General features: G+C 40.3%; 17 protein-coding genes. 13 read left to right on the forward strand and 4 right to left on the reverse strand.

All coding sequences use genetic code 11. The features are described 5' to 3' along the window. The first annotated feature begins 227 nt into the window (after positions 1-227). From ABD930_RS21510 to ABD930_RS21530, 5 genes are all read left to right on the forward strand, one after another. Entirely contained in the window at positions 228-1,010 is a 783-nt protein-coding gene (locus ABD930_RS21510) for an SAM hydrolase/SAM-dependent halogenase family protein (RefSeq protein ID WP_345235303.1), read from the forward strand. Between the two features lie 188 nt (positions 1,011-1,198). Then, entirely contained in the window at positions 1,199-1,708 is a 510-nt protein-coding gene (locus ABD930_RS21515) for a hypothetical protein (RefSeq protein ID WP_345235305.1), read from the forward strand. A gap of 82 nt (positions 1,709-1,790) precedes the next feature. Continuing rightward, positions 1,791-3,623 (forward strand): ABC transporter ATP-binding protein, encoded by a 1,833-nt coding sequence (locus tag ABD930_RS21520; RefSeq protein WP_345235307.1) that lies wholly within the window; start codon positions 1,791-1,793, stop codon positions 3,621-3,623. Positions 3,624-3,647: 24 nt separating this feature from the next. Continuing rightward, positions 3,648-5,036, forward strand: a complete 1,389-nt coding sequence (locus ABD930_RS21525; protein ID WP_345235309.1) for an MBL fold metallo-hydrolase — start codon at positions 3,648-3,650, stop codon at positions 5,034-5,036. Between the two features lie 385 nt (positions 5,037-5,421). Then, a complete protein-coding gene (locus ABD930_RS21530; protein WP_345235311.1) occupies positions 5,422-5,565 on the forward strand; it encodes a hypothetical protein in 144 nt (47 codons plus the stop codon). Between the two features lie 11 nt (positions 5,566-5,576). Here ABD930_RS21530 and dprA read toward each other — a convergent pair whose 3' ends face one another. Continuing rightward, positions 5,577-6,671 (reverse strand): DNA-processing protein DprA, encoded by a 1,095-nt coding sequence (gene dprA / locus ABD930_RS21535; RefSeq protein WP_345235314.1) that lies wholly within the window; start codon positions 6,669-6,671, stop codon positions 5,577-5,579. 456 nt (positions 6,672-7,127) lie between these two features. Between dprA and ABD930_RS21540 the strand changes: the two genes are divergently transcribed. The 3 genes from ABD930_RS21540 to ABD930_RS21550 are packed head-to-tail and all read left to right on the forward strand — an operon-like array spanning position 7,128 to position 10,298. After that, positions 7,128-9,092 carry a M1 family metallopeptidase gene (locus tag ABD930_RS21540; RefSeq protein ID WP_345235316.1) on the forward strand — a complete coding sequence of 655 codons (1,965 nt, stop codon included), beginning with the start codon at positions 7,128-7,130 and terminating at the stop codon, positions 9,090-9,092. A gap of 3 nt (positions 9,093-9,095) precedes the next feature. Further along, positions 9,096-9,902, forward strand: coding sequence for a patatin-like phospholipase family protein (locus ABD930_RS21545; protein WP_345235318.1), 807 nt, complete (start codon positions 9,096-9,098; stop codon positions 9,900-9,902). A 12-nt stretch (positions 9,903-9,914) separates the two neighbouring features. Continuing rightward, complete coding sequence (locus ABD930_RS21550) at positions 9,915-10,298, forward strand: DUF423 domain-containing protein (RefSeq protein ID WP_345235320.1); 384 nt, start codon at positions 9,915-9,917, stop codon at positions 10,296-10,298. On the opposite strand, the gene rsmG is transcribed toward ABD930_RS21550, so the two are convergent. Both rsmG and ABD930_RS21560 read right to left on the reverse strand, forming a co-directional pair. After that, positions 10,283-10,921, reverse strand: coding sequence for a 16S rRNA (guanine(527)-N(7))-methyltransferase RsmG (gene rsmG, locus ABD930_RS21555; protein WP_345235322.1), 639 nt, complete (start codon positions 10,919-10,921; stop codon positions 10,283-10,285). The two genes, ABD930_RS21550 and rsmG, sit on opposite strands and share 16 nt — an antisense overlap. Positions 10,922-10,933: 12 nt before the next feature. Then, on the reverse strand, positions 10,934-12,058 hold the full coding sequence (locus ABD930_RS21560; protein ID WP_345235324.1) for a glycosyltransferase: 1,125 nt from the start codon (positions 12,056-12,058) through the stop codon (positions 10,934-10,936). 178 nt (positions 12,059-12,236) lie between these two features. Between ABD930_RS21560 and tgt the strand changes: the two genes are divergently transcribed. The 3 genes from tgt (at position 12,237) to ABD930_RS21575 (ending at position 15,593) form a co-directional block, all read left to right on the forward strand. Beyond that, positions 12,237-13,367, forward strand: coding sequence for a tRNA guanosine(34) transglycosylase Tgt (gene tgt, locus ABD930_RS21565; protein WP_345235326.1), 1,131 nt, complete (start codon positions 12,237-12,239; stop codon positions 13,365-13,367). Positions 13,368-13,590: 223 nt separating this feature from the next. Further along, positions 13,591-14,667 carry an LptF/LptG family permease gene (locus tag ABD930_RS21570; RefSeq protein ID WP_345235328.1) on the forward strand — a complete coding sequence of 359 codons (1,077 nt, stop codon included), beginning with the start codon at positions 13,591-13,593 and terminating at the stop codon, positions 14,665-14,667. A gap of 17 nt (positions 14,668-14,684) precedes the next feature. Continuing rightward, a complete protein-coding gene (locus ABD930_RS21575) occupies positions 14,685-15,593 on the forward strand; it encodes a DMT family transporter (RefSeq protein WP_345235330.1) in 909 nt (302 codons plus the stop codon). A 99-nt stretch (positions 15,594-15,692) separates the two neighbouring features. Here ABD930_RS21575 and ABD930_RS21580 read toward each other — a convergent pair whose 3' ends face one another. Beyond that, positions 15,693-16,868: an acyloxyacyl hydrolase gene (locus ABD930_RS21580; protein WP_345235332.1), complete on the reverse strand. Its 1,176-nt coding sequence runs from the start codon at positions 16,866-16,868 to the stop codon at positions 15,693-15,695. Between the two features lie 1,378 nt (positions 16,869-18,246). Between ABD930_RS21580 and ABD930_RS21585 the strand changes: the two genes are divergently transcribed. Beyond that, on the forward strand, positions 18,247-21,099 hold the full coding sequence (locus ABD930_RS21585; RefSeq protein ID WP_345235334.1) for a TolB-like translocation protein: 2,853 nt from the start codon (positions 18,247-18,249) through the stop codon (positions 21,097-21,099). Positions 21,100-21,366: 267 nt separating this feature from the next. Beyond that, the gene (locus tag ABD930_RS21590; RefSeq protein WP_345235337.1) at positions 21,367-21,573 is read left to right on the forward strand and encodes a MerR family transcriptional regulator; all 207 of its coding nucleotides are present in this window, start codon (positions 21,367-21,369) and stop codon (positions 21,571-21,573) included. Positions 21,574-21,716 lie beyond the last annotated feature (143 nt).

The following is a 21,716-nucleotide window of genomic DNA, read 5'->3' on the forward strand; positions in this document are numbered from 1 at the left end:
ATCTATTTCGTTAATCTTTACGAATGGATAATTTCTTTCTCGCCTAGCGATAACGGCTTCATGGATTTTTTATATTTTTGAAAATATTCACAACTAAATATGAAAAATTCCTATTAGGTTTGCACCTTTAAATCCCTACGCAAGATTACTAATTATCGTGGATAAAAAAAAGTATTTGTGCTTAGGCAAAACGATGGGATAAAAAACAAGCGGACTGAGATATCGATATGGGCATTATAACGTTAACCACAGATTTAGGACATAAAGACTTTTATCAAGCGGCGCTAAAAGGAAGCATTATTAGCCTTTACCCTACGGTACGTTTAGTAGATATTTCGCACGATATCGCCCCTTTCAATATACAGCAAGCTGCGTTTGTTCTAAAGAATGCTTATCGCTATTTTCCAAAGGATACGGTTCACCTTATTGGTATCGATTCTGTTTTTAACAAAGACACACGGTACCTTGCAGTTAAATATAAAGGACATTATTTTGTAGGTGCGGATAATGGCATCTTTTCCCTTTTATTCGATGATGATGAACCCGAGAAAGCCGTTGAGCTTAATATTATGCAAGATCTTCGGTTTCTGCATTTCCCACTAACGGATATTTTTGCAAAAGCGGCTACCCACTTAGCAAAAGGAGGAACCATGGGGGATATTGGAGATCCTATAGAGTCCTTGGTTAAACGAATGGTAATTCAGCCTATTATTGATGGCGATACCCTGCGAGGAAGTGTCATTTATATCGATTCCTTCCAAAATGTCGTCACGAATATCAATAAAGAGCTCTTTAATAGCATTCAAAAAAATAGGGATTTTGAGTTGTTTTTTAGGCGTAATGAATCCATTAAACAATTGAGCTGGCACTATAATGAAGTTCCAGAAGGTGAAAAATTATGCCTTTTTGGCATTAGTAACTACCTCGAAATTGCAATCAATAAAGGAAACGCCAGCGGGCTCTTAGGCTTACAGGTAGGTGATATTATCCGAATTGAGTTTAAGTCGTAAGTATTATTTATACGTTTTAAGAGGTAGAAGATAAAAGGGAGAAGGCGTCTGAACGCTGACGATTAAACATGAAACAGATTTGCACGAGCAGCAACAGTAGCAGTAATTAAGCTTTATGCATTAGGTTATATGCTTTAAAACTTATTAGAACTTATTACTTAAAACTTAGAACTTTTTAATTCCTTTACATGAAAACCATATCCTTTATCTGCATAACTTTCTTGATTTCCAATTATTGCCTAGCGGCGACAAAGGCAGATAGTACAGCTTATGAGAAGCAACGCGAACGGGTTAACCAGCTCTTAGATCAACGCCACCAGCGTTTTGGCGAGTTTGATGCGAGCCTTAAGGCTCGGACAGGTATCTTTGGATTAAAAAGAAAAAAGGACATGCAAGCCTCTATCGATATCTTAAAGGAAATTGTCTTAACCGACAATAATATATTTAAGGAAACCAAAGCGCTATTAGACTTTAAAGATCTGGAAAAGCAAGCGATAGCCGGTCAAGCCTCCGAATCTGGAGAACGCATTACCGGCTATATTAATACCATCAGCAAGCTACAAAGGAACCAAGATAAAATGGAACAGGAAATAAGTGTTTTACAGAAACGTAACATTGTTTATCTCAACCTTTTATTATTTGCTTTTCTAGGAATTGTAATATTGACCTTTATACTGGTTAAACGCTTAAAAAATTGACGTTAACGTGATAGGCTAACTCGCTATTGTCTTTACCTTTGCCTATTAATTTTGTAAAAGAAAACACTGACAAACTTGATTAATGGCACGTGCTCGATTAAATAGTGGAAATGATGTAACAGATGAACTACCTAAAACCAAAATCAACAAAGCTTCTTTAACTAATGTAGGTAAACTGCTTCAATACCTGAAACCCTATCGTTTCAAATTTGCTTTAGGCCTATTTTTTCTATGCCTATCTAGTGTTGCTTTGTTAGCCTTTCCGGCTTTGTTAGGTGGTATGGTAGATGCCGCACAAGGCAAACAAAGTTTAACGTTTATCCCTGCTAACATAAAAGCGATAGGCACTATTGCTTTTATTATTTTGGCATTTCAATCCTTTGTCTCTTTTTTCCGGATCAGGCTCTTTGTAGAAGTAGCCGAGAAAACACTGGCAGATATCCGTCGCGATACCTATTTCAATCTCATTACGCTCCCGATGGATTTCTTCGCGAATAGACGGGTAGGCGAGTTAAATAGCCGACTATCAGCAGATCTTTCGCAAATTCAGGATACCATGACCACTACCTTTGCCGAAATGATCCGACAGGCCATCCTATTAGTAGGTGGTGTCTGTTTTTTGTTTCTGGTATCCATCAAATTAACCTTACTCAACCTTTCTATTCTACCGCTTATTGTCGTTACCGCCGTATTCTTTGGCAAATTCATCCGTAATTTATCCCGAAAAGCACAGGATAAATTAGCCGAATCTAACACCATTGTTCAAGAAACTCTTCAAGGTATTAGCAATGTTAAAGCCTTCGTTAACGAAGCATATGAAGCAAATCGTTACCAAAATTCGCTCAAGTCTGTCGTGCAGTTAGCGCTAAAAGGTGCCAGCTATCGCGGCTTGTTCGCATCATTCATTTTATTTTGCATTTTTGGAGCGGTAGTAAGTGTCATTTGGTATGGTTCGTCTCTTATTGCCCACGGTGATCTCTCCGTAGGAAACTTAACTACGTATATTATATCTTCCTTATTTGTGGCGGGATCTATGGGAAGCTTTCCGGAATTGTATGCCAATGTTCAAAAGTCTGTTGGAGCTACCGAGCGTGTCATCGAGCTGTTAGAAGAGCATCGTGAAGCCGTTTCCATCCATCAGGAAGAAAACGAAATTAAACAGAAGATCTACGGCGATCTTGCTTTTGAGCATGTAAAATTTGCTTATCCTTCCCGAAAAGAAATTACCGTGTTAAAGGATATTTCCTTTCATGCAAATGCGGGAGAAAAGGTGGCTATTGTTGGTCCAAGTGGTACTGGAAAATCAACGCTCGCCTCCCTGATCTTAGGTTTTTATCACCCTCAAGAAGGAGCGATTCTGTTCGATGGTAAAAATGCCGATCAATATAAATTAACGGATATCCGAAATCAAGTGGCCATTGTACCGCAAGATGTTTTATTATTTGGCGGATCTATTCGCGAAAATATAGCTTATGGAAAACTAGAAGCTAGTCCAGAAGAAGTTATAGAGGCAGCGAAGCGCGCTAATGCACACCACTTTATTATGGGATTTCCTGAAGGTTATGATACCCTTGTGGGAGAAAGAGGTGTTAAATTATCGGGCGGCCAACGCCAGCGGATTGCGATTGCACGCGCTTTATTAAAAGATCCAGCCATCTTAATCTTAGATGAAGCAACTTCTTCACTGGACTCCGAATCCGAACGCTTGGTACAAAATGCGCTGGAAGAGTTAATGAAAAATAGGACATCGATTATCATTGCGCATCGTCTTTCTACCATACGGGAAGCGCACCGCATCGTGGTCATCGAAAAAGGCAAGGTAGTTGAATGCGGTACCCATAACGAACTCATACAACACGAAACAGGATTATATCGCTATCTTAGCCAACTTCAACAAGAGCATGTTGGAAATTAAAAAGCTGATTAGTAGAATAGATTTATGAATTTAACCATTTGGGGAGCCGCGCAACAGGTTACAGGGAGCATGCATTTAGTAGAAGTTGGCGACTACCGCTTGCTCATTGATTGTGGACTGGATTACGAACCTTCGATACAACTGGAACATAACGACTCGTTTCCTTTTGACCCCGCTAGCATTGATGTAGTACTCCTAACACATGCCCATATCGACCATTCAGGTAATTTACCCACACTCGTTAAACACGGCTTCAATGGACAAATCCTTTGCACCTCTCCTACTGCCGCATTAAGCGAATTGTTGATGCTCGATGCCGTCAATATTTTTTTACGAAAAGAAAAACGAAAGATCAAGCGTGGCCGTAAAACCATTACGCATTATAATAAACCTCTTTACTTGCAAAAGCATGTTATGGAAGTGGTCGATCGTTTGGTAACCATACCTTTTAACCACCATTTCCAAGTCACCGGTCACATCGCTGTAACCTTTATTCCGGTGGGCCACTTATTAGGTGCAGCGGCCATTGTATTGGAAGTGGAAGAGCATGGAATAAAAAAACGCATCGCTTTTTCAGGTGATTTAGGGAGAAAGAGCTATCCCATTTTGCAAGATCCACAGCCTATTCCAGCTGTTGATTATTTGGTATGTGAATCCACCTATGGAGGGCGGTTTCATGCGGATGCCAATTTTGATGAAGTCCTCGTCAATACCATCAAAGAGACCTGTATCAACACACCGGGCAAGCTCATCATTCCGGCTTTTAGTGTTGGCCGTACACAAGCCTTGGTTTATAGCCTAAACCGTATTTTTAGCAAAGGCCTACTCCCGCCCGTGCAAATCTTTGTCGACAGTCCGCTTGCGAATTATGCTACCGATGTCTATCGTAAATTCCATCATTTGCTGAATGAAGAGGCGACAGCCTTTTATGCCCGTGAAGGTGATCAATTCGAATTTGAAAACCTGAAATACGTCGAAAATTTAGACGAAAGTAAAGCCATTTCCAACTACTACGACCCGTGTATTATTGTATCTTCAGCAGGTATGTTAGAAGGTGGGCGCATCCAGGACCATCTCTATGAAAACTTACAGAACTATTATTGTACCATCCTTTTTATTGGCTATTGCGCTAAAGGTACATTAGGGCATCGTCTATTAAGGGGAGATCCTGTAGTTAAGCTGAGGCATCGTGAATTGTCTGTGTTTGCCACGATTAAACAAACCGACTGCCTGAGTGGCCATGCAGACCATCGCGATTTAGTAGCCACTATCCGCCAGCAATCCCAAGAAACCTTAAAAAAGGTATTTCTAGTGCATGGCGATCTAAGCAGCATGCAAGCCCTCCAAGCTGATTTAAGCAATAACGGATATACTGTGGAAATTCCTGAGAAGGGGGTTACGATAGCGCTTTGAAGTCTTTCTCGGATTGGGCCCTGACTACCTTGGTAAACAATAAAAACAACAAAACAAGTTGGAAATGACGTCTAGCAGTAATTAAATAGCCCATTATATGTGACTTCATCATCATTTCTAAAAATTTCGGTTAACAGATCTAGCTAAATGGTAAATAACTGTTTTTTTTACAACAAGTTTAAACATATATCAAAACCAAAACAACTATTTACACAGAAAGATTTGTTTTTACATGAAAACCCCAATGCCTTACACCAAAATAAATAACGAAGGCTTTTATTTTGACGGATTCCCTTTCTTTTTCCAACGCTCCCATGATCACAAATCTTAAAAGAATACAAACCAAATCGGCCAGTCAACTGTTTTTGCTTTAAACACGATGCGAATGAAAAAGACATTTTTCAAAGCACTAGTCAAACTGAATAAATGGTTGCTGCCTAGCCTCATCCATCAAGATCCCAGTAGACTTACCAAAAAACAAAAAGCCATATTGGCTTGGCGCTATTGGACACTCATCAATGCGAAGTAAGAGAGCCGCTATTAAGCAATTTGGTATATTTTTCCGGGTAAGGCTACTAACAATCCACTCATTTCCAATGCTAAAAGGATCATCGCTAATTTACTAGGCAAAAGCTGGGTACCATTTGCGAGTTCGTCTACCCCTATTGATCCCTTCTGCTTTATAGCTTCATAGACCATCTTTTCTACTGGATTTTCGGGTACATTTCCCGCTGAAGGTTGTTCTTGCTCTTTTGGAATATTAAAATCCCAATCCATGAGATAGGCTAGGTCTTTCGCCGATTGGATCAAGTGTGCACGATGGGTCTTTATTAAGTAATTGCAACCTCCTGAGAAGTTTTTATAAATGTCTCCAGGGAATGCGCAAACGTCTCGATTATACGTGTTTGCCAATTCGGCCGTAATTAACGCACCTCCTTTCATGGCCGCTTCTACCACAACGGTAACATCGGCCAAACCAGCAATAATCCGATTGCGCGAAGGGAAGTTTTGCCGATCGGGATTAGTTCCCGATGGATATTCTGTTAATAGTCCACCATGGTGTAACATCTCTCGAGCAAGCCCCCGATTAGCCGCGGGGTAAATCCGATCCAGTCCATGCCCTAATACCCCAACGGTATCTATCCCCTGTTCTACACAAGCTTGATGCACATAACTATCAATACCATAAGCTAAACCACTGACAATGAGTGCACCGCTATGCTTTAGCGAGGCAATAAATTCATCGCAAATCCTTTTCCCATAGGCCGTTGCATTCCGGGTGCCTACCACACTGATGATTCGCTTACACTGCAAATCGGCATTACCTTTATAGTACAGTAACACGGGTGCATCTATACATTCCTTAAGCTTCGCTGGATAATGTTCACTTTCCCAAAATAAGGGTTGGATATGGTGTTTCTCTAAAAAGACCAGCTCCCGCTCAGCTTCTGCCAATACGTTACGATCCATTAAATTAGCAGCAAGCGTTGCTCCAATGCCTGGAATTTTCAATAATTGCTTTTTCGGTGCACGGAAAACTTCTTCCGCGCTTCCGAAGGTGATTAATAGTTGCTTGGCCAAGGCCTGACCAATACCTTTTACGCGCGTAAGTGCCAATTGGTAAATAAGTGTCATTTGAATAGGTTTATTCTAGACCGTAAAATAGCTAAAATCATCCCAATAACCAAAAATTATCTAATTTTTAATGAAATATGCTAATTTTTCATACGTAGCGTCTATTATCGTACTGCTTAGCGTAACCGCATTTTAAAAACGTGAGCGGAAGATACTGAAGGCAGTGCGTCCTTCGGATTGATTTCTACCAATCGATAAGCAAACGTAAGATACCTTATCAGGAGTCGTACCTACCTGCTTCGTACCTGCTTTGCGTAGCCAGCACTCATGCGGCCATCAAACAAGCCATCAACTGGACATTTGACCGTCTATTTAGACGATGAAGCTATTGCTTAATGACCGTTTGATGGCTTCGGAAAAGAAGAGCGTATAAAGAAAAAGTTCCTTTTTCACGAACAAACATTAACTTAGCATTAATTCCGGCTTTGGATGCAAAACAAGTACAAAAACAACAATATGAAACAATTCCCTATTGCGCTCGTCATCTCTTCTTTCTTTTTATATACCCCTATTCGCGCACAGTTCGATCCTAGCAAAATTTTCCAGCAAGATTTCTATAAATTTAAAGGAGACCCTTACCGCAGTGCAAGCGGAAAACCCGGACCACATTATTGGCAAAATCAAGCCGATTATCAGGTTAAGGCCTCCTTCGATACCACAACACTTCAGTTAAAAGGCGACGTACATATTCACTACAGCAATAACAGTCCAGATCCTTTAGATGAGCTTTGGCTGCAGTTAGATCAGAACAATACCTTAACAAATAGCCGCGCCAACCGCATGCATGATCCCAATGTGCCAGCAGATCCCACTACAGGATACCAAATTACCCAAGTACGACTCAAACAGGGTTCAGATTGGGAAACGATTCCCTATCTTGTTGATGATACCCGAATGCAGATCCGCCTAGCAAATAGACCGGTAAAGGCTGGAGACAAGATTGAGTTGGATATTCAATATACCTACGTTTTGCAAGCAAGTGGAGGTGGTGGCCGTTCCGGATATTTAGCAACTAAAAATGGGCGTATTTTTGAATTTTCCTATTGGTATCCCCGTATGTGTGTATACGATGATTACTATGGATGGAACACCCTTCCTTTCATCGGCAGCGGTGAAATGTATTTAGATTATAGTCATGTTGACTATAGCGTAACGGTTCCGGCTAATCTCGTTGTAGTTGGGGCAGGTGAATTAATTAATGGTCAGGACATTTTGAGCCAACCCGTACGGAATCGCCTCACGCAGGCGCGACAATCGGATAAAACGGTTCCAATTCGATCTGCCGCTGATCTGACCCGAGGAGTTACACAAGCAACAAAAGGGGAAGTAACCTGGCATTTTCAGATGCAGAACACGCGCGACGTGGCTTGGGCCATGTCGACTGCCTTCCTATGGGATGCAGCGAAAATTAATTTGCCCGAAGGAAAAACAGCATTGGCTCAATCAGTGTACCCACTAGAATCCACTCAAGATTCCCTCGCATGGGGTCGTTCTACCGAAATGATCAAAGCGTCTATTGAGCATTATTCGAAAAAGTGGTTTCCTTTCCCTTATACAACAGCAACCAGTGTAGCTGGTCCAGTTGGGGGCATGGAGTTTCCCGGATTAGCATTTAACCATTGGCAAGCAAAACCTTATATTATGTATTTGCTCGCTTCCCATGAAATCGGCCACACGTGGTTTCCCATGATTGTCGGTTCTGATGAACGTCGCTATCCCTTTATGGATGAAGGTTTCAACACCTTTTTAAACGTACTTGCCCAAGAAGAATTTAATGATGGTGAATTTGCACCTAAACGAGATGGCGAATATGCCCCGGGAGGAGGCAATCCAGCGGATGAGATCATTCAGGTTATTGCAACAAGCGGCGAGGCAAATACCCTTATGACCCGCCCAGATGCCATGGATCGAAAATATGTCCACCCATTGGCCTATTTCAAGTCTGCATTTGGACTAACGCTTCTTCGTGACGTTATTCTCGGGCCGGATAAATTTGACTATGCGTTTCGCCAGTATATCCACCATTGGGCATTTAAGCACCCGCGTCCAGAGGACTTCTTCCGATCTATGGAAAATGGCGCCGGCGAAGATCTGTCCTGGTTTTGGTGCGGCTGGTATTACCACAATTGGCAACTTGACCAAGCCATAAGTAGCGTCAATTATACGGATAATGAATCGACCAAGGGAATTGATATTACCGTAGCTAACCAACAGCAGATGGTCATGCCCATTTTGGTAGAAGTCAACGAAACAAATGGTAAGATTCACCAATTTACCGTTCCTGTGGAAGTATGGCAACAAGGAGCTACAACAACCTTTCACGTGCCAACAACAAGTGAAGTTACCGCTGTAACCATAGATCCACAACATCGGGTGCCGGATGTGGATCGTACCAATAATGTGTGGAAACCTAAACGTTAATAGATGGCTTTTCATTGGAAAAAACCATGGGAGAAAAAACCTCCAAAAATCGGATTAGTGCTCTCCGGTGGTGGACTACGTGGAATTGGTCATTTGGGCGCCATTAGAGCCTTAGAAGAATATGGTATCAAGCCATCCATCATCTCGGGCTGTAGTGCCGGAGCCATTATTGGCGCATGTTATGCTGCTGGTCTTTCGGTAGAAGAAATGCTGCAGATTGTTCAAAACAACGACCTATTTCCAACAAGAAGTTTGCGTTTCCGTAAAACAGGATTCCTGGATACAGGTTATCTTTCGTCGCTCATTCAAAAATATATTCCGGAAAACACATTCGAATCGTTAAAAATTCCCTTGCATGTCTCGACAACCGACATATGGTTAGCAAAAACAGTTTATATTCACAGTGGCCCTCTGGATCAGGCATTACTAGCCTCATCAAGCATTCCGTTTATATTTCCTGCTGTAACGCAAAATGGATCAACCTACTACGATGGCGGCTTGCTGGATAATCTCCCGGTTACTCCTTTGCTGGGACAATGCCATTACCTCATCGGCATACATGTTAATGCACTCGATCATCCAGCATCCGAACAGCTATCTTCCCTGAAAATGCTCGACCGTGTTATCCATTTAGCTATCGGACAAGCTGTTGTCCGAAACGCTCAAAAATGCGATCTCTTCATCGAACCGCCAAACATGTTGCAATTTGGACTATTTGATAAAAAGCAACTCATGCCTATGGTTGAATACGTCTATAACCATACCTTGGAACAACTAGCAACAAACCCTATCTTTGTACGTAGACAATAGACGTAACATACCATGCTGGCACAATTATTTGGAACTTTTTTTGGTCTTACCGCAGTAATTTTAGGTGCTTTTGGTGCCCACGCACTCAAGAAAAAATTTACACCCGAACAACAGGACAGCTTCGAAACAGGTGTCCGCTATCAGTTTTACCACGCTTTGATATTGGTCATGGTAGGATTTGCGCAAGCGGCCGGAATAATTGAAACAGGAGCTTACGTTTGGTTGTTCATCATCGGTACGATCTTATTCTCCTTTAGTATTTATGGCTTATGTCTTTCTGGTGCTTTCGGAAATAAATGGCGGTTTCTCGGGCCAATCACACCTTTAGGTGGACTATTACTAGTAGGGGGATGGCTATCGCTTTTGGTTGCTATATGCCATCACACCGGAATATAAACAATATATTTGGTGGCAAAAAAGTCTTCATGGAAATAATCCGATAGCGGGTAAAGTTCCGCCGGGAGCTTAGATTCTCGAATTTCCGCTGCTAAGTCGCCTCCCTTTAAGTATAGTATACCATTGGGTACCGCATGGACAGACTTCTTCTTAAACTTCTGTCTCACCCATGGATAAAATTCTTTTAATTGTGTAACTGCACGAGATACCACAAAATCATATTGATCGCTAACTTGTTCCGCCCGAATATGACTTGCCCGCACATTCGTTAACGCTAAGGCTTGAGCCACTTCTTTCACCACTTTAATCTTTTTCCCAATCGAATCGACTAAATGGAAATGGGTTTCTGGAAATAATATCGCCAGCGGAATTCCCGGAAAGCCCCCTCCTGTACCGACATCCAGCACATGGGCACCCGACTTAAATGTAATGAATTTGGCAATACCCAATGCATGCAATACATGCCGCTCATATAAGCTTTCAATATCTTTTCGGGAAATTACATTAATTTGGGCATTCCAATAAGCATAAAGTTCACCCAAGCGCTCGAACTGCTGCTGCTGCTGTTCGCTAAGACCAGGAAAATATGTATCAATCAGGCGTGCATCCATAGGTTTGTTCATTGTATAGTTGATTTATTTCCACGACACATGCTTTCCAAAAGAGGCACCAAGCCCTTTTATGGTGATATAGACAACATGATAGATATCCAAGAAAGGCAATCCTGTCGCCAACTTGCCAACCTGTAATTTTTTCATAATCGGTATACAGACGATTGCTAACAATAAAAGCCGTAATAGGTATCCACTTAGGGCAATATACCAATATTGGGGCTGAACAATCAATAGTGTCAAGGCTAATAAATAAAACAACAGTGTACTAGCCGCTTGAAAGCCTAAAGCAAATTTATGCTTGGTACGGTAAGCTTTTGCTGCCCCAAAATGACGTTTTTTTTGCTGTTTATATGCTTTATAAGTCCGCTTAGGTTCACTCCATACCATCGCATCAGGATGAATACAAATGGCTACATTGTCTCGAGTAGCGTTCTGGTTTACAAAGAGGTCATCATCCCCTGAGGGGATATGCATGTGTGCGGCAAAACCTTTCCCTTTAAAGAATAAACTTTTGGTATAGGCTAAGTTCCTGCCCACCCCCATGTACGCGTTTCGTTTTAAGGCAAACGACAAATAATTAAGCGCCGTTTGATAGGTTTCGTAGCGAATATAGGTATTTAAAAATCCTTTGGTTTCCACATAAGGTGAATATCCTAATACAATGGATTTTCCTGGGGTAAATTGCTGGGCCATATACCTTAACCATAGGTTAGATTGCGGAAAACAATCCGCATCCGTAAACACTAAATGTTCATACTGAGCGCCCTTCACGCCCAAAGTAACCGCAAATTTTTTACCATGGTTAAATCGTTCATGCTCAGCAATAGCAACCGTGCGAAGATGCTTATATCGTTCTTGAAACTCTTTAAGCACCCATTTCGTATCATCACTCGAACAATCATTAACCACAACAACTTCATAAAGGGGATAATCCTGCTCTAAAATTTCCGTAAGATATAAACGCAGGTTGGCTTCCTCATTTCGGGCGCAGATGATAACCGAAAGTGGTGGGTAATCAACGTCAGGAATCAAGTCCGGTGGACTATACCGATTTAAACGACCATAAACAAACAGGATATAATAGAGCTGTATGCATAAAAATAGGCCAAATAATCCCGGCAAGATATAATTAAGAGGATGTTCCAACGTATACTCGAAGTTAAACGATTATGCTGCAAACTTAGACAAAATGCTTTTGATATGCAAAGCAGATCATCTTGTCGGCATATCACAACTAGGTAATATCACAACTATTTATTAATAAATGAAATTTAACTAGATTTGCAATCTAAAAATTTATCCTGCCTTATTGGCAATACCTTACATGGCATTTACCTTACACGCAACAGATCCCTATTCAAAAGCCCGAGCGGGTGAACTTACCACTGCACATGGCACCATACAGACGCCGATATTTATGCCAGTGGGTACCGCCGGATCGGTAAAAGGTGTCCATCAATACGAATTAAAAAATGACATTAAGGCTCAGATTATTTTGGGCAATACCTATCACCTCTATTTGCGTCCCGGACTTGATATTATTCGCGCAGCTGGTGGATTGCATCAATTTAATGGATGGGATAAGCCTATTTTGACCGATAGTGGTGGCTATCAAGTGTATTCACTAACGGAAGTGCGTAAGATTAAAGAAGAGGGGGTTACCTTTCGTTCGCACATCGATGGCTCTAAACACCTTTTTACACCAGAAAATGTCATGGATACTCAACGTGTTATTGGCGCTGATATTATTATGGCCTTTGATGAATGCACACCTTATCCATGCGACTATCGCTACGCCAGCCGATCGTTAGATATGACCCACCGATGGCTTAAACGCTGTTGCGATCGCTTCGATACGACCGATCCTTTATATGGCTACCACCAAAGCCTCTTCCCTATTGTCCAGGGCTCTGTTTATAAAGACCTTCGCGAAAAATCTGCTGAAATCATAGCTTCTTTTGAACGGGAAGGGAATGCTATTGGCGGACTGTCTGTTGGCGAACCGGCAGAAGAAATGTATGCCATGACTGAAATCGTCACCAATATCTTGCCAGCAGATAAACCACGTTACCTCATGGGAGTGGGCACTCCGATCAATATTCTAGAGAATATTGCATTGGGTATCGATATGTTCGATTGCGTGATGCCTACCCGGAATGCAAGGAATGGCATGTTATTTACTAGAAAAGGAATTATCAATATTAAAAATAAAAAATGGGCAGCTGATTTTTCACCCATAGATCCTGATAGTAACTTAGCAACCGATCAACAGTATACAAAGGCCTATTTACGGCACCTCATTCATTCCAAGGAATTATTAGGCGCTCAAATTGCCACCTTACATAATCTACATTTCTATCTTTGGTTAGTGGGAGAAGCTCGTACTAAAATTAGGGAAGGAACGTTTTACGAGTGGAAGAATAAAATGGTAAAACAACTGGGAGAACGATTGTAGGGTAATTGTTGAGTAGAGAATTAGCCAATATGGCAATTAGCTAATGAACGCTAAATGCCCGTGCTATTGCTACTTAATTAATGCCTTAATACGAAATAAGGTGGTGATCGTTGTTGAGTGGTTAAAGTAGTAAATAGTAGGTAATAATAGTTAAAACGGTATGCAGGGTTTATGCTTTTCGTTTTAAGCTTTTTAATTTTGATTTTTTAATTTTTAATCTCCAGTGAACATCATCGATAAATATATTATCCGAAAATACCTAGGCACTTTTGTGTTTACCATGGCTATTTTTACGGTAGTAGCGGTGATTTTCGATATCTCCGAGCGTTTGGACGACTTCTTAAAATACCACGCTCCGCTCTCTAAAATTGTCTTTGAATATTATGCTGGATTTGTTCCTTTTTATCTCAATTTCCTAAGTCCACTTATTAATTTTATAGCGGTGATTTTCTTCACCGCAAAAATGGCCGATCAAACGGAGATCGTTCCCATCCTTAGTGGCGGCATGAGCTTCAAACGTTTTTTACGACCTTATTTTATCGCAGCATCGATCATCTGTGCCGTAACCTTAGTTTTTAATATTTATATTATACCGCGTACTAATAAGCTCAAAATAGGTTTTGAAAATATCTATGTAAAGCCAATCGACAATAATAATAAGTCTTCTACCCACATGCAGATCGATAAGAATTCTTTTGTCTATATCGATAACTTCGATAATGACCGAAAAGTGGGGTACAATTTTATTCTCGAAACCTTTAATGGACAAGAATTAAAAGAGAAATTGATTGCCGACCGTATTACCTGGGATTCTATCAAGAATAACTGGAAAATAGAAAATTACACCATTCGTGAAGTTAATGGTTTAACAGAAAAAATGATCAAGGGGACAGCTAAAGATACGACGCTGGACATGGCTCCTCAAGATTTTGAGATTCGGGACAATGTCTATATGGCGATGACCACTAAAGAACTCAACGAAAATATCAAGAAAGAAGAAATCCGTGGTACCGGAAGGATGACTGATTTAAAATTGGAGAAATATAAACGCTTTATCTATCCTTTTTCCGCCTATATTTTAACCTTAATGGGAGTCTCCCTATCGTCAAAAAAAGTACGAGGAGGTATTGGACTAAGCCTAGGTGTGGGAATAGCGCTCAGCTTTACGTATATTCTTTTTATACAGTTTGCAACAATGTTTTCCTTAAAAGGTGGTTTACCCCCACTTATTGCTTCATTCATCCCGAGTGTCATCTTTTTATGCGTAGGTTTGTACCTGCTATATAAAGCACCAAAATAAATTAGTTTAACGATCAGATGTTTCCTGCAAAAATTAACCGTAACCTGCTTTTGCTGCATTTAACGGTCTTGGTATGGGGCTTTACCGGAATTTTAGGCGCGCTAATTTCCGTAACAGCCGTTCATTTAGTATGGTACAGGGTATTGATTGCCTCTGCATCCTTATTTATCTACTTTAAATGCACCAAAAAATCCATTCGGGTTTCTTCTGGACTCTTCGTAAAATTTATCCTTACAGGGGGTCTAGTAGGTTTACATTGGTTCTTGTTCTTCCAATCAATTAAAATAGCTAATGTATCGGTTACATTAGTCTGTATGTCTTCACTTACGCTGTTCACCGCACTGCTTGAACCATTAGTTAACAAACAACGGATTGCTTACCTCGAACTATTGATTGGTTTACTTATTATTTGTGGCATTTACCTCATTTTCAAATTTGAAGCGCAATACATCAATGGAATTATCTTAGGCCTGGTATGTGCATTCTGCGGAAGTCTGTTTACCATTATCAACGGCAAATTTATCCAACATAGTAAAGCAACAATCATTAGCTTTTATGAAATGTTTGGTGCCTGGCTATGGCTTTCCCTTTTTATGTTCATGAGTGGCAATTTCAATACAGAAATGATTTTAAAGCCCCATGATCTGATTTACCTGTTGCTGTTGGGTACGGTGTGTACTTCTGCCGCTTATGTTGCCGGGGTAGCTGTCATGAAAGAATTAAGTGCTTTCCGAGTAGCCTTGATCACCAATTTGGAGCCCATATACGGTATTTTGCTAGCCCTTCTGATTTTTAAACAAGATGAAAAAATGAGTGCCGGCTTCTATGGTGGTGCGTGTTTAGTCCTCGGAGCCGTGTTTCTTTACCCTATTTTGAAAACCAAAATAGAACATCAAAAACTAAAGAAACAATTACCAACGGTTTAAAATCATGTTTAATTCATATTGTAAAAAATATTTATAGGCTCTAAAAGGCCTGTTTTTATTAGGTAATAGGTCGTATCTTGTCTCTTAGATAGTATCGGTTTACTTCTTCTTCCTTAAATCCAAGGTATAACCAGTAGTCCACTCAATAAAATCTGCCTTACCTCCGTGAGCCTTGATAGACACTCCAGCAAAAAGATTTCTCCAAACATCGTAGCGGGCACCGATACGTAAAAATACAGCACTTGATTCCTTATTGAACGTATTCCGATGCAGGTAGTAGCCAATATTACCATTAAGGTACAAACGTGAAGTCAATAAATGATCCACATAAAAAGCAGGTCCCCCTGAAAATAATGCACCAAAAGAACCCGCATCGTCACCAGCAACGGCCCTGTCGTTACCCGATGCCGAATAAAACACATTGGCACCCAATCCCAATCGCCATTTATAGCCTGCAAATCTACTCCAAAAAAGCCCCAGTGTAGATTTAAAATATTTCTTCGGATTGTCCATGTCTAACTGCTTTAAACCAAAGGCATAACTGAATTGTAATTCGTGGTCTTTAGGATTGGGGCCCAGATCATCCTTCGAAAAATCAAAGGGTTGTCCATTGGGAATATAAGATATCGCCGCCGTAAAGGGTAATAAATTAATCCCGGTATTGGGTAATTTTAATGCCCCATTGGAAAAATGATGAAATGCCAAGCCAACACCTACTTGAAAATGCTTCGATAAACTGTAGTTTACTTGACCACCAAAATCAATAAACACGTTGTTTTTTGTTCCTATAATTAAATTAAAGGGGTTTTCATCCTCATTGTAAGGATTGAATCTACCTGATAAGCCTAAAGCGATCCGATAACTAAAGTTAAACCGATGACCGACCCTAGGCCGAATTGGAACCGAAACGAAGCCATAGACGGCATAAGGATTCCCGACATGGGATAAACCAAAAGTACTACTATATAAGCCTACACCATATATCGGATAATTGAATAACTGGTTATACATATCGCCTCCCCTTTTGGTTTGCCAACCAACTTTGACATTTAACGCATTGTAATAAGCCTCTTCCAATGATTCTTTTGCACGCTCATTACCCGTCAATATCCCCCCGTTTTCATGCTCCAATTGTATAACCAAATGTTTTCTTTTCTCTGCTTTAGCCGAGCTATCTACCACTATAATCCGAGGATGAAATTGAGCCGTTAATTTAAGATGGTCAACCAAGAAAAACAGGGTAAAAACACAGGAAATACGGAAAAGCTTTTGCATAAATTTTAGTCACTTTTTGGTGCACAAAAGTAAGGCTTTCTCTCCTTTAATCCATAAGATAAGCGAAAAAACTACCCTGCTAAACAAGCGCCTTTGCTCAAAACACCAAATTAAGGCTTTTACAAAAGCTTTTTTTATTACCCTATAAAACTACATCCGGCTTAAAAAGAACGCAATAAAACGCCTTAAAATGCGTCGTTTTATTGACCAGCCAACAAAAAGCCGTCTAAAAAGTCCTAAAAAAGCGAATAAAACAAACGCAAAAGCGATGAAAAATTGTAGCTTTTAGTTGTTTAAAAGACCGGACTTCGTGTATTTTATTAAAGCAAAACTACACCCTTTTTCAAGGTAACCGCATTTAACTTTTTCAGCACGTTTCTTTAAAAATGCTATACTAATTTTTACTCATTTATCGTTTGCTTGTATTGGCATTCATGCTGCTTCGCGGTTGACAAAAAATAGGTAAAACCTTATGGCTTGAAACTTTATCAGACCACTAGTGCAGCCACCTGTAACCGCAAATTTACCAAGCGATATTTTACTTAAGTGGAATGGAGAGGTTGTGCAAACAATCAACCGAAAAACCACCTCTGGTTAACAGTACTTAATTTGGTCTTCGAAATGCTGCATCCAAAATTCACATGATGTAGCGGGAAGCATAAGCGTTCCTCTAAATCTTGAAAAGGCGAGTTTTTTTTATCCCCTTTTTTTCATGAGGTACTGGCAAAGTAAAGTACACGAAGTATACTTATACCAATACCCATTCAGCATATTCATGTCAGCAATATAGCCAATCCATAAAAAGTAAAAGCAACAATCATTTTCTCCATCCACTTTTTATTTTTCTAACGTATTCATACCATAAGTCACGGCACAACTTGGCTAATCATTCGTAAAGCCTGCTTGCAAATAATGATTTAGAAATCGCCCCTATTCCATCCGCATAACGCTTCGCTAAACAAATCAAAAACAAGATCTAAATGACGACACTAAACGTAAATCAACAGCTCATAAAAAATAGCACTTATCAAGGAAATATTTTGAATACCTTTATGGAATAGGGGAGCGGATTCTATTCGGCATATCCGACTCCCGCCTACCAAGCAAACACCAATTGCGAAAAAATTGATGCATTACACCCGACAGATAGTGTAGCATATTCAAAAATTATTACCTACATTTAACTGGTTAAAAAAAAACGATATGCAAACCGGATAAATTGTTTCATACAACTATTTATTCTGGAAAATATACAACTATATATAAATTTTTAGTTACTAAAAATCAGTAATTTAAATATAAAAACATAAACAAAAACAACAGATTTGAAATAGACACTCCACCTACAAAAAACTAAATTATTTAGCACACCCTATAAATGAAGCCAAAAAAAACAAATAAAGAACTATCAATCAGTATATTATATTTATTTATATTATTTTTAACTCCACTAATAGGAAAAACGCAAGTATTCGATCATGAACAAAATCCTCCTCGTGTAAAATGGAGGCAAATTCAGACAACTTCTTTTCAGTTAATTTTTCCATCAGAATTCGAATCCGAAGCACAGCGCTTAGCTAATATCTTATCAGAAGCAATACCACGAATCAGTAAAACACTTGGTAAAAAACCAAGAAAAATTTCAATCATCTTGCAAAATCGAGACGTCGTTTCTAACGGATTTGTACAATTAGCCCCTCGTCGATCAGAGTTCTCCACCACCCCTCCGCAGCAGACAGACTACCAAGATTGGTTGAACAGTTTGGCGGTTCATGAGCTCCGTCATGTCGTACAATTCGACAAGTTAACCGGCTATCTCGGCCCGCCACTTTTTGAACAATTGGCCTTAGCAATTTTTGGGATCACACTCCCCCCTTGGTTTTATGAAGGCGATGCTGTAGGTATCGAAACAGCACTCAGTCCGGCCGGTCGGGGAAGGCTCCCATCATTCGAACGACCTTTTAGAACAAATACACTAAGTGGAAAAAAATACAGCTACCAGAAAGACTATTTAGGGTCCTTAAAAAGTGTTACTCCGGGATATTATCCCTTAGGCTATTTTATGACCACTAAGATCCGGAGAGACTACGGGCAACAAGCGCTCGAACAACTCATGAACCGGATGGCCAAGAAGCCTTTCCGCCCTTATAATTTTAGCAGTAGCCTTAAACAGCTAACGGGATACAACACCCGAGACTGGCATCGGCGAACAGTGGATGAACTGGACAGTTTATGGAGAGAACAAGCAACGAAAACAGCACCGATTGATTACCCATTATTTCCATCAACTGGGCCTAGCGAGATCGTTGATTTTTTACTTCCAACTCCGCTACCTAATGGGGAGATCCTTGCCCTTCAAAGAAGCAACCTTAGTGTACCTAAGTTGGTTTTGTTAACCGATGGAAAGCAACCCAAAGAAGTCATCAAAACAGGCATCCAAACCGAACCTCATTTCTCCTATGGTGGAGGTAAGCTAACATGGGACGAGTTACGCTATAACAAACGCTTTCTCAAAGAGACCTATCAGGTAATCAATGTCTATGATCTGAAGCAAAAAAAATATCAGCAGCTCACTTCCAAAACGCGGCTCTTCTCCCCTACCCTAAGTGCCGACGGAACAAAAATTGCAGCGGTTGAAGTTGACCTGAGTAACCAATGTTTCTTACTTATTTTGGATAGCGAAAGTGGACAGGAAAAACAACGCGTTATTATCCCTCCCCATGTGCTGTTACAAACACCGGCTTTTAATCCGGATGGAACGAAAGTTATTGCAACGGCACTTAGCCAGCGAGGAACCAACCTCATGGAAATTGATCTTCAACAGCAACAGCATCAATTGTTGTTATCCTGGCAAGCACAGCAGGTGGAACGCCCTATCTATACACCAATAGGAATTGTTTTTAAAGCACATTACAACGGTATAGATAATTTATTTTTATTGCATGATCAGCATATCCAACAATTAACCAATGTCCCTTATGGTGCAAATAATCCCTCCTGGGATGAACATACCCATCGTTTATATTTCAATAATTACCAGGCAAATGGATACCTCATCAGTAGCTTAACCACAGACACGATACATATGCGACAGCTATCAGATAGCTCCGATCATTTTATAGGCTATTTTAAGCCTCTTCTAGCGCAGGAAACCCCTTTAGACACCCTTTCCCCTCAACCGGAAAAAACATTCGCCTCCAGGGCTTATAAAGACGTCGCTCATTTATTTAATTTTCATAGTATTTCTCCGGTTGGCGATGATTTATCCAGTATAGACAATTTTGATCTCGGACTTCAGCTCATGTCTGACAACCTACTGAATACTTTTTCTACCCAAATTGGTTTTAATTATAATCAGAATATTAGTCGTGCCGACTATTTTGTCGCAGCTTCCTGGAAACGCTGGTTTCCAAAGATTACACTGCAATACCGAAACCAAGCCCAGTTAAGCAGCATCACCTACCAAAACAAACCGAATGAGCGCGTTCCCTTTCGATGGAGGGAACATTATACCGAAATCAAAACAACAATTCCTTTAACTTTCAACCGCCTAAACACCGTGTACAATACCGGCTTTGCTCTGGGCACCAGTTATACCACACGGTATCAACTCAGCCTGAAGAACCTTTCACTGCCAAATTTTTCAACGCTTCGGTTTCCTTTACTGGCCCAATATTATTTTAATCGGAATAGTCGAAAGAGCTTACTGGATTTAGCACCCAAATGGGGACAGAACATTAACCTTATCTATCGAAGCTTAACGTTCGATAAACGTTTATCGGGTGATTTATTTTCTGTAAAATCCACCTTCTATTTTCCTGGCTTACGCAATAATCATTCTTTACAGCTGCGTTTTAACGCGCAACAGCGTTCCGGAGATTACCGGTTAACCAACGATATTCCGATGGTAAGCGGTTATGACCAACTGCGCCCCACCCGTGTGAATAATACCTTATTTGTTGATTATAAATTTCCCATTATTTATCCGGACCTTGCCATTGGTCCTTTGGCTTTTATCAAGCGACTGAAAGGTGGTTTCTTTGCTGACTTCGAAAATTTTGCACAGCATAACAACACCGCTCCACGGACCTTTGGACTAGAACTTCGTGCCGACATGAATTTACTCCGCTTCTACCTGCCCAATTTCGATGCAGGTGTTCGAACAATTTATGTAAACGAACCGAATTCAAAGAAAGTTGTTTTTACGTACGGCGTAACCTATACGTATTAACCATCTAGCATCCCTGCCTCCACCAAAAAATAAAAGATATTACCTATCAATAAAGCTCAACTCTTTTTCGTTTATTCCGTTTATTTTTGTAGCAAAACAAAAAATATGAACACACTGGAAGACATACAAAGACCTACAAAATCGGAGTAGCAGGTAGCGAACACTTCTTATGCAACTTTAGCTACTGCACTGTCGCAAATCCAATCTGATAACACCGAAACAGAAATTGAAGAAACGAATGATCGAATCAAGGTCCCTTATAAGGCTTTGAGATTTTTAGGAGATATCCTAAAAGCAATGGGCGAAGGGAAGCCGATTTCTATTGTACCAGTGGCTACAGAAGTGACAACGCAAAAAGCAGCAGAGATTTTGGGCTGTTCAAAACCACATTTGGTCAAATTATTAGAAGAGAAGAAGGCGCAATTGAATATACCAAGATTGGGAAGCATCGCCGTATTCGTTTTGAAGATGTAGTAAAGTACAAACAAAATAGGAAAGAAGAGCAAAAGAAGCATATCATTGATATCATGAACGCCGACGAAGAAACAGGTTTATATGATTCATAGTGTTCGGTTCAAAGCTGTTTTAGATACAAATATCGTTTTTCCAATCGTTAT

Origin of the sequence: Olivibacter ginsenosidimutans (assembly GCF_039542865.1) — a bacterium.
In the GTDB taxonomy this organism is placed as follows: Bacteria; Bacteroidota; Bacteroidia; order Sphingobacteriales; family Sphingobacteriaceae; genus Olivibacter; species Olivibacter ginsenosidimutans.

What these genes read in the sequence shown, in the direction of transcription:
- ABD930_RS21545 (WP_345235318.1), top strand. Translation starts at nt 9,096, where the DNA reads ATGGCTTTTCATTGGAAAAAACCATGGGAGAAAAAACCTCCAAAAATC.
- ABD930_RS21585 (WP_345235334.1), top strand. Translation starts at nt 18,247, where the DNA reads ATGAAGCCAAAAAAAACAAATAAAGAACTATCAATCAGTATATTATAT.
- ABD930_RS21510 (WP_345235303.1), top strand. Translation starts at nt 228, where the DNA reads ATGGGCATTATAACGTTAACCACAGATTTAGGACATAAAGACTTTTAT.
- rsmG (WP_345235322.1), bottom strand. Translation starts at nt 10,921, where the DNA reads ATGAACAAACCTATGGATGCACGCCTGATTGATACATATTTTCCTGGT.
- ABD930_RS21520 (WP_345235307.1), top strand. Translation starts at nt 1,791, where the DNA reads ATGGCACGTGCTCGATTAAATAGTGGAAATGATGTAACAGATGAACTA.
- tgt (WP_345235326.1), top strand. Translation starts at nt 12,237, where the DNA reads ATGGCATTTACCTTACACGCAACAGATCCCTATTCAAAAGCCCGAGCG.
- ABD930_RS21580 (WP_345235332.1), bottom strand. Translation starts at nt 16,868, where the DNA reads ATGCAAAAGCTTTTCCGTATTTCCTGTGTTTTTACCCTGTTTTTCTTG.
- ABD930_RS21530 (WP_345235311.1), top strand. Translation starts at nt 5,422, where the DNA reads ATGAAAAAGACATTTTTCAAAGCACTAGTCAAACTGAATAAATGGTTG.
- dprA (WP_345235314.1), bottom strand. Translation starts at nt 6,671, where the DNA reads ATGACACTTATTTACCAATTGGCACTTACGCGCGTAAAAGGTATTGGT.
- ABD930_RS21540 (WP_345235316.1), top strand. Translation starts at nt 7,128, where the DNA reads ATGAAACAATTCCCTATTGCGCTCGTCATCTCTTCTTTCTTTTTATAT.
- ABD930_RS21525 (WP_345235309.1), top strand. Translation starts at nt 3,648, where the DNA reads ATGAATTTAACCATTTGGGGAGCCGCGCAACAGGTTACAGGGAGCATG.
- ABD930_RS21515 (WP_345235305.1), top strand. Translation starts at nt 1,199, where the DNA reads ATGAAAACCATATCCTTTATCTGCATAACTTTCTTGATTTCCAATTAT.
- ABD930_RS21575 (WP_345235330.1), top strand. Translation starts at nt 14,685, where the DNA reads ATGTTTCCTGCAAAAATTAACCGTAACCTGCTTTTGCTGCATTTAACG.
- ABD930_RS21550 (WP_345235320.1), top strand. Translation starts at nt 9,915, where the DNA reads ATGCTGGCACAATTATTTGGAACTTTTTTTGGTCTTACCGCAGTAATT.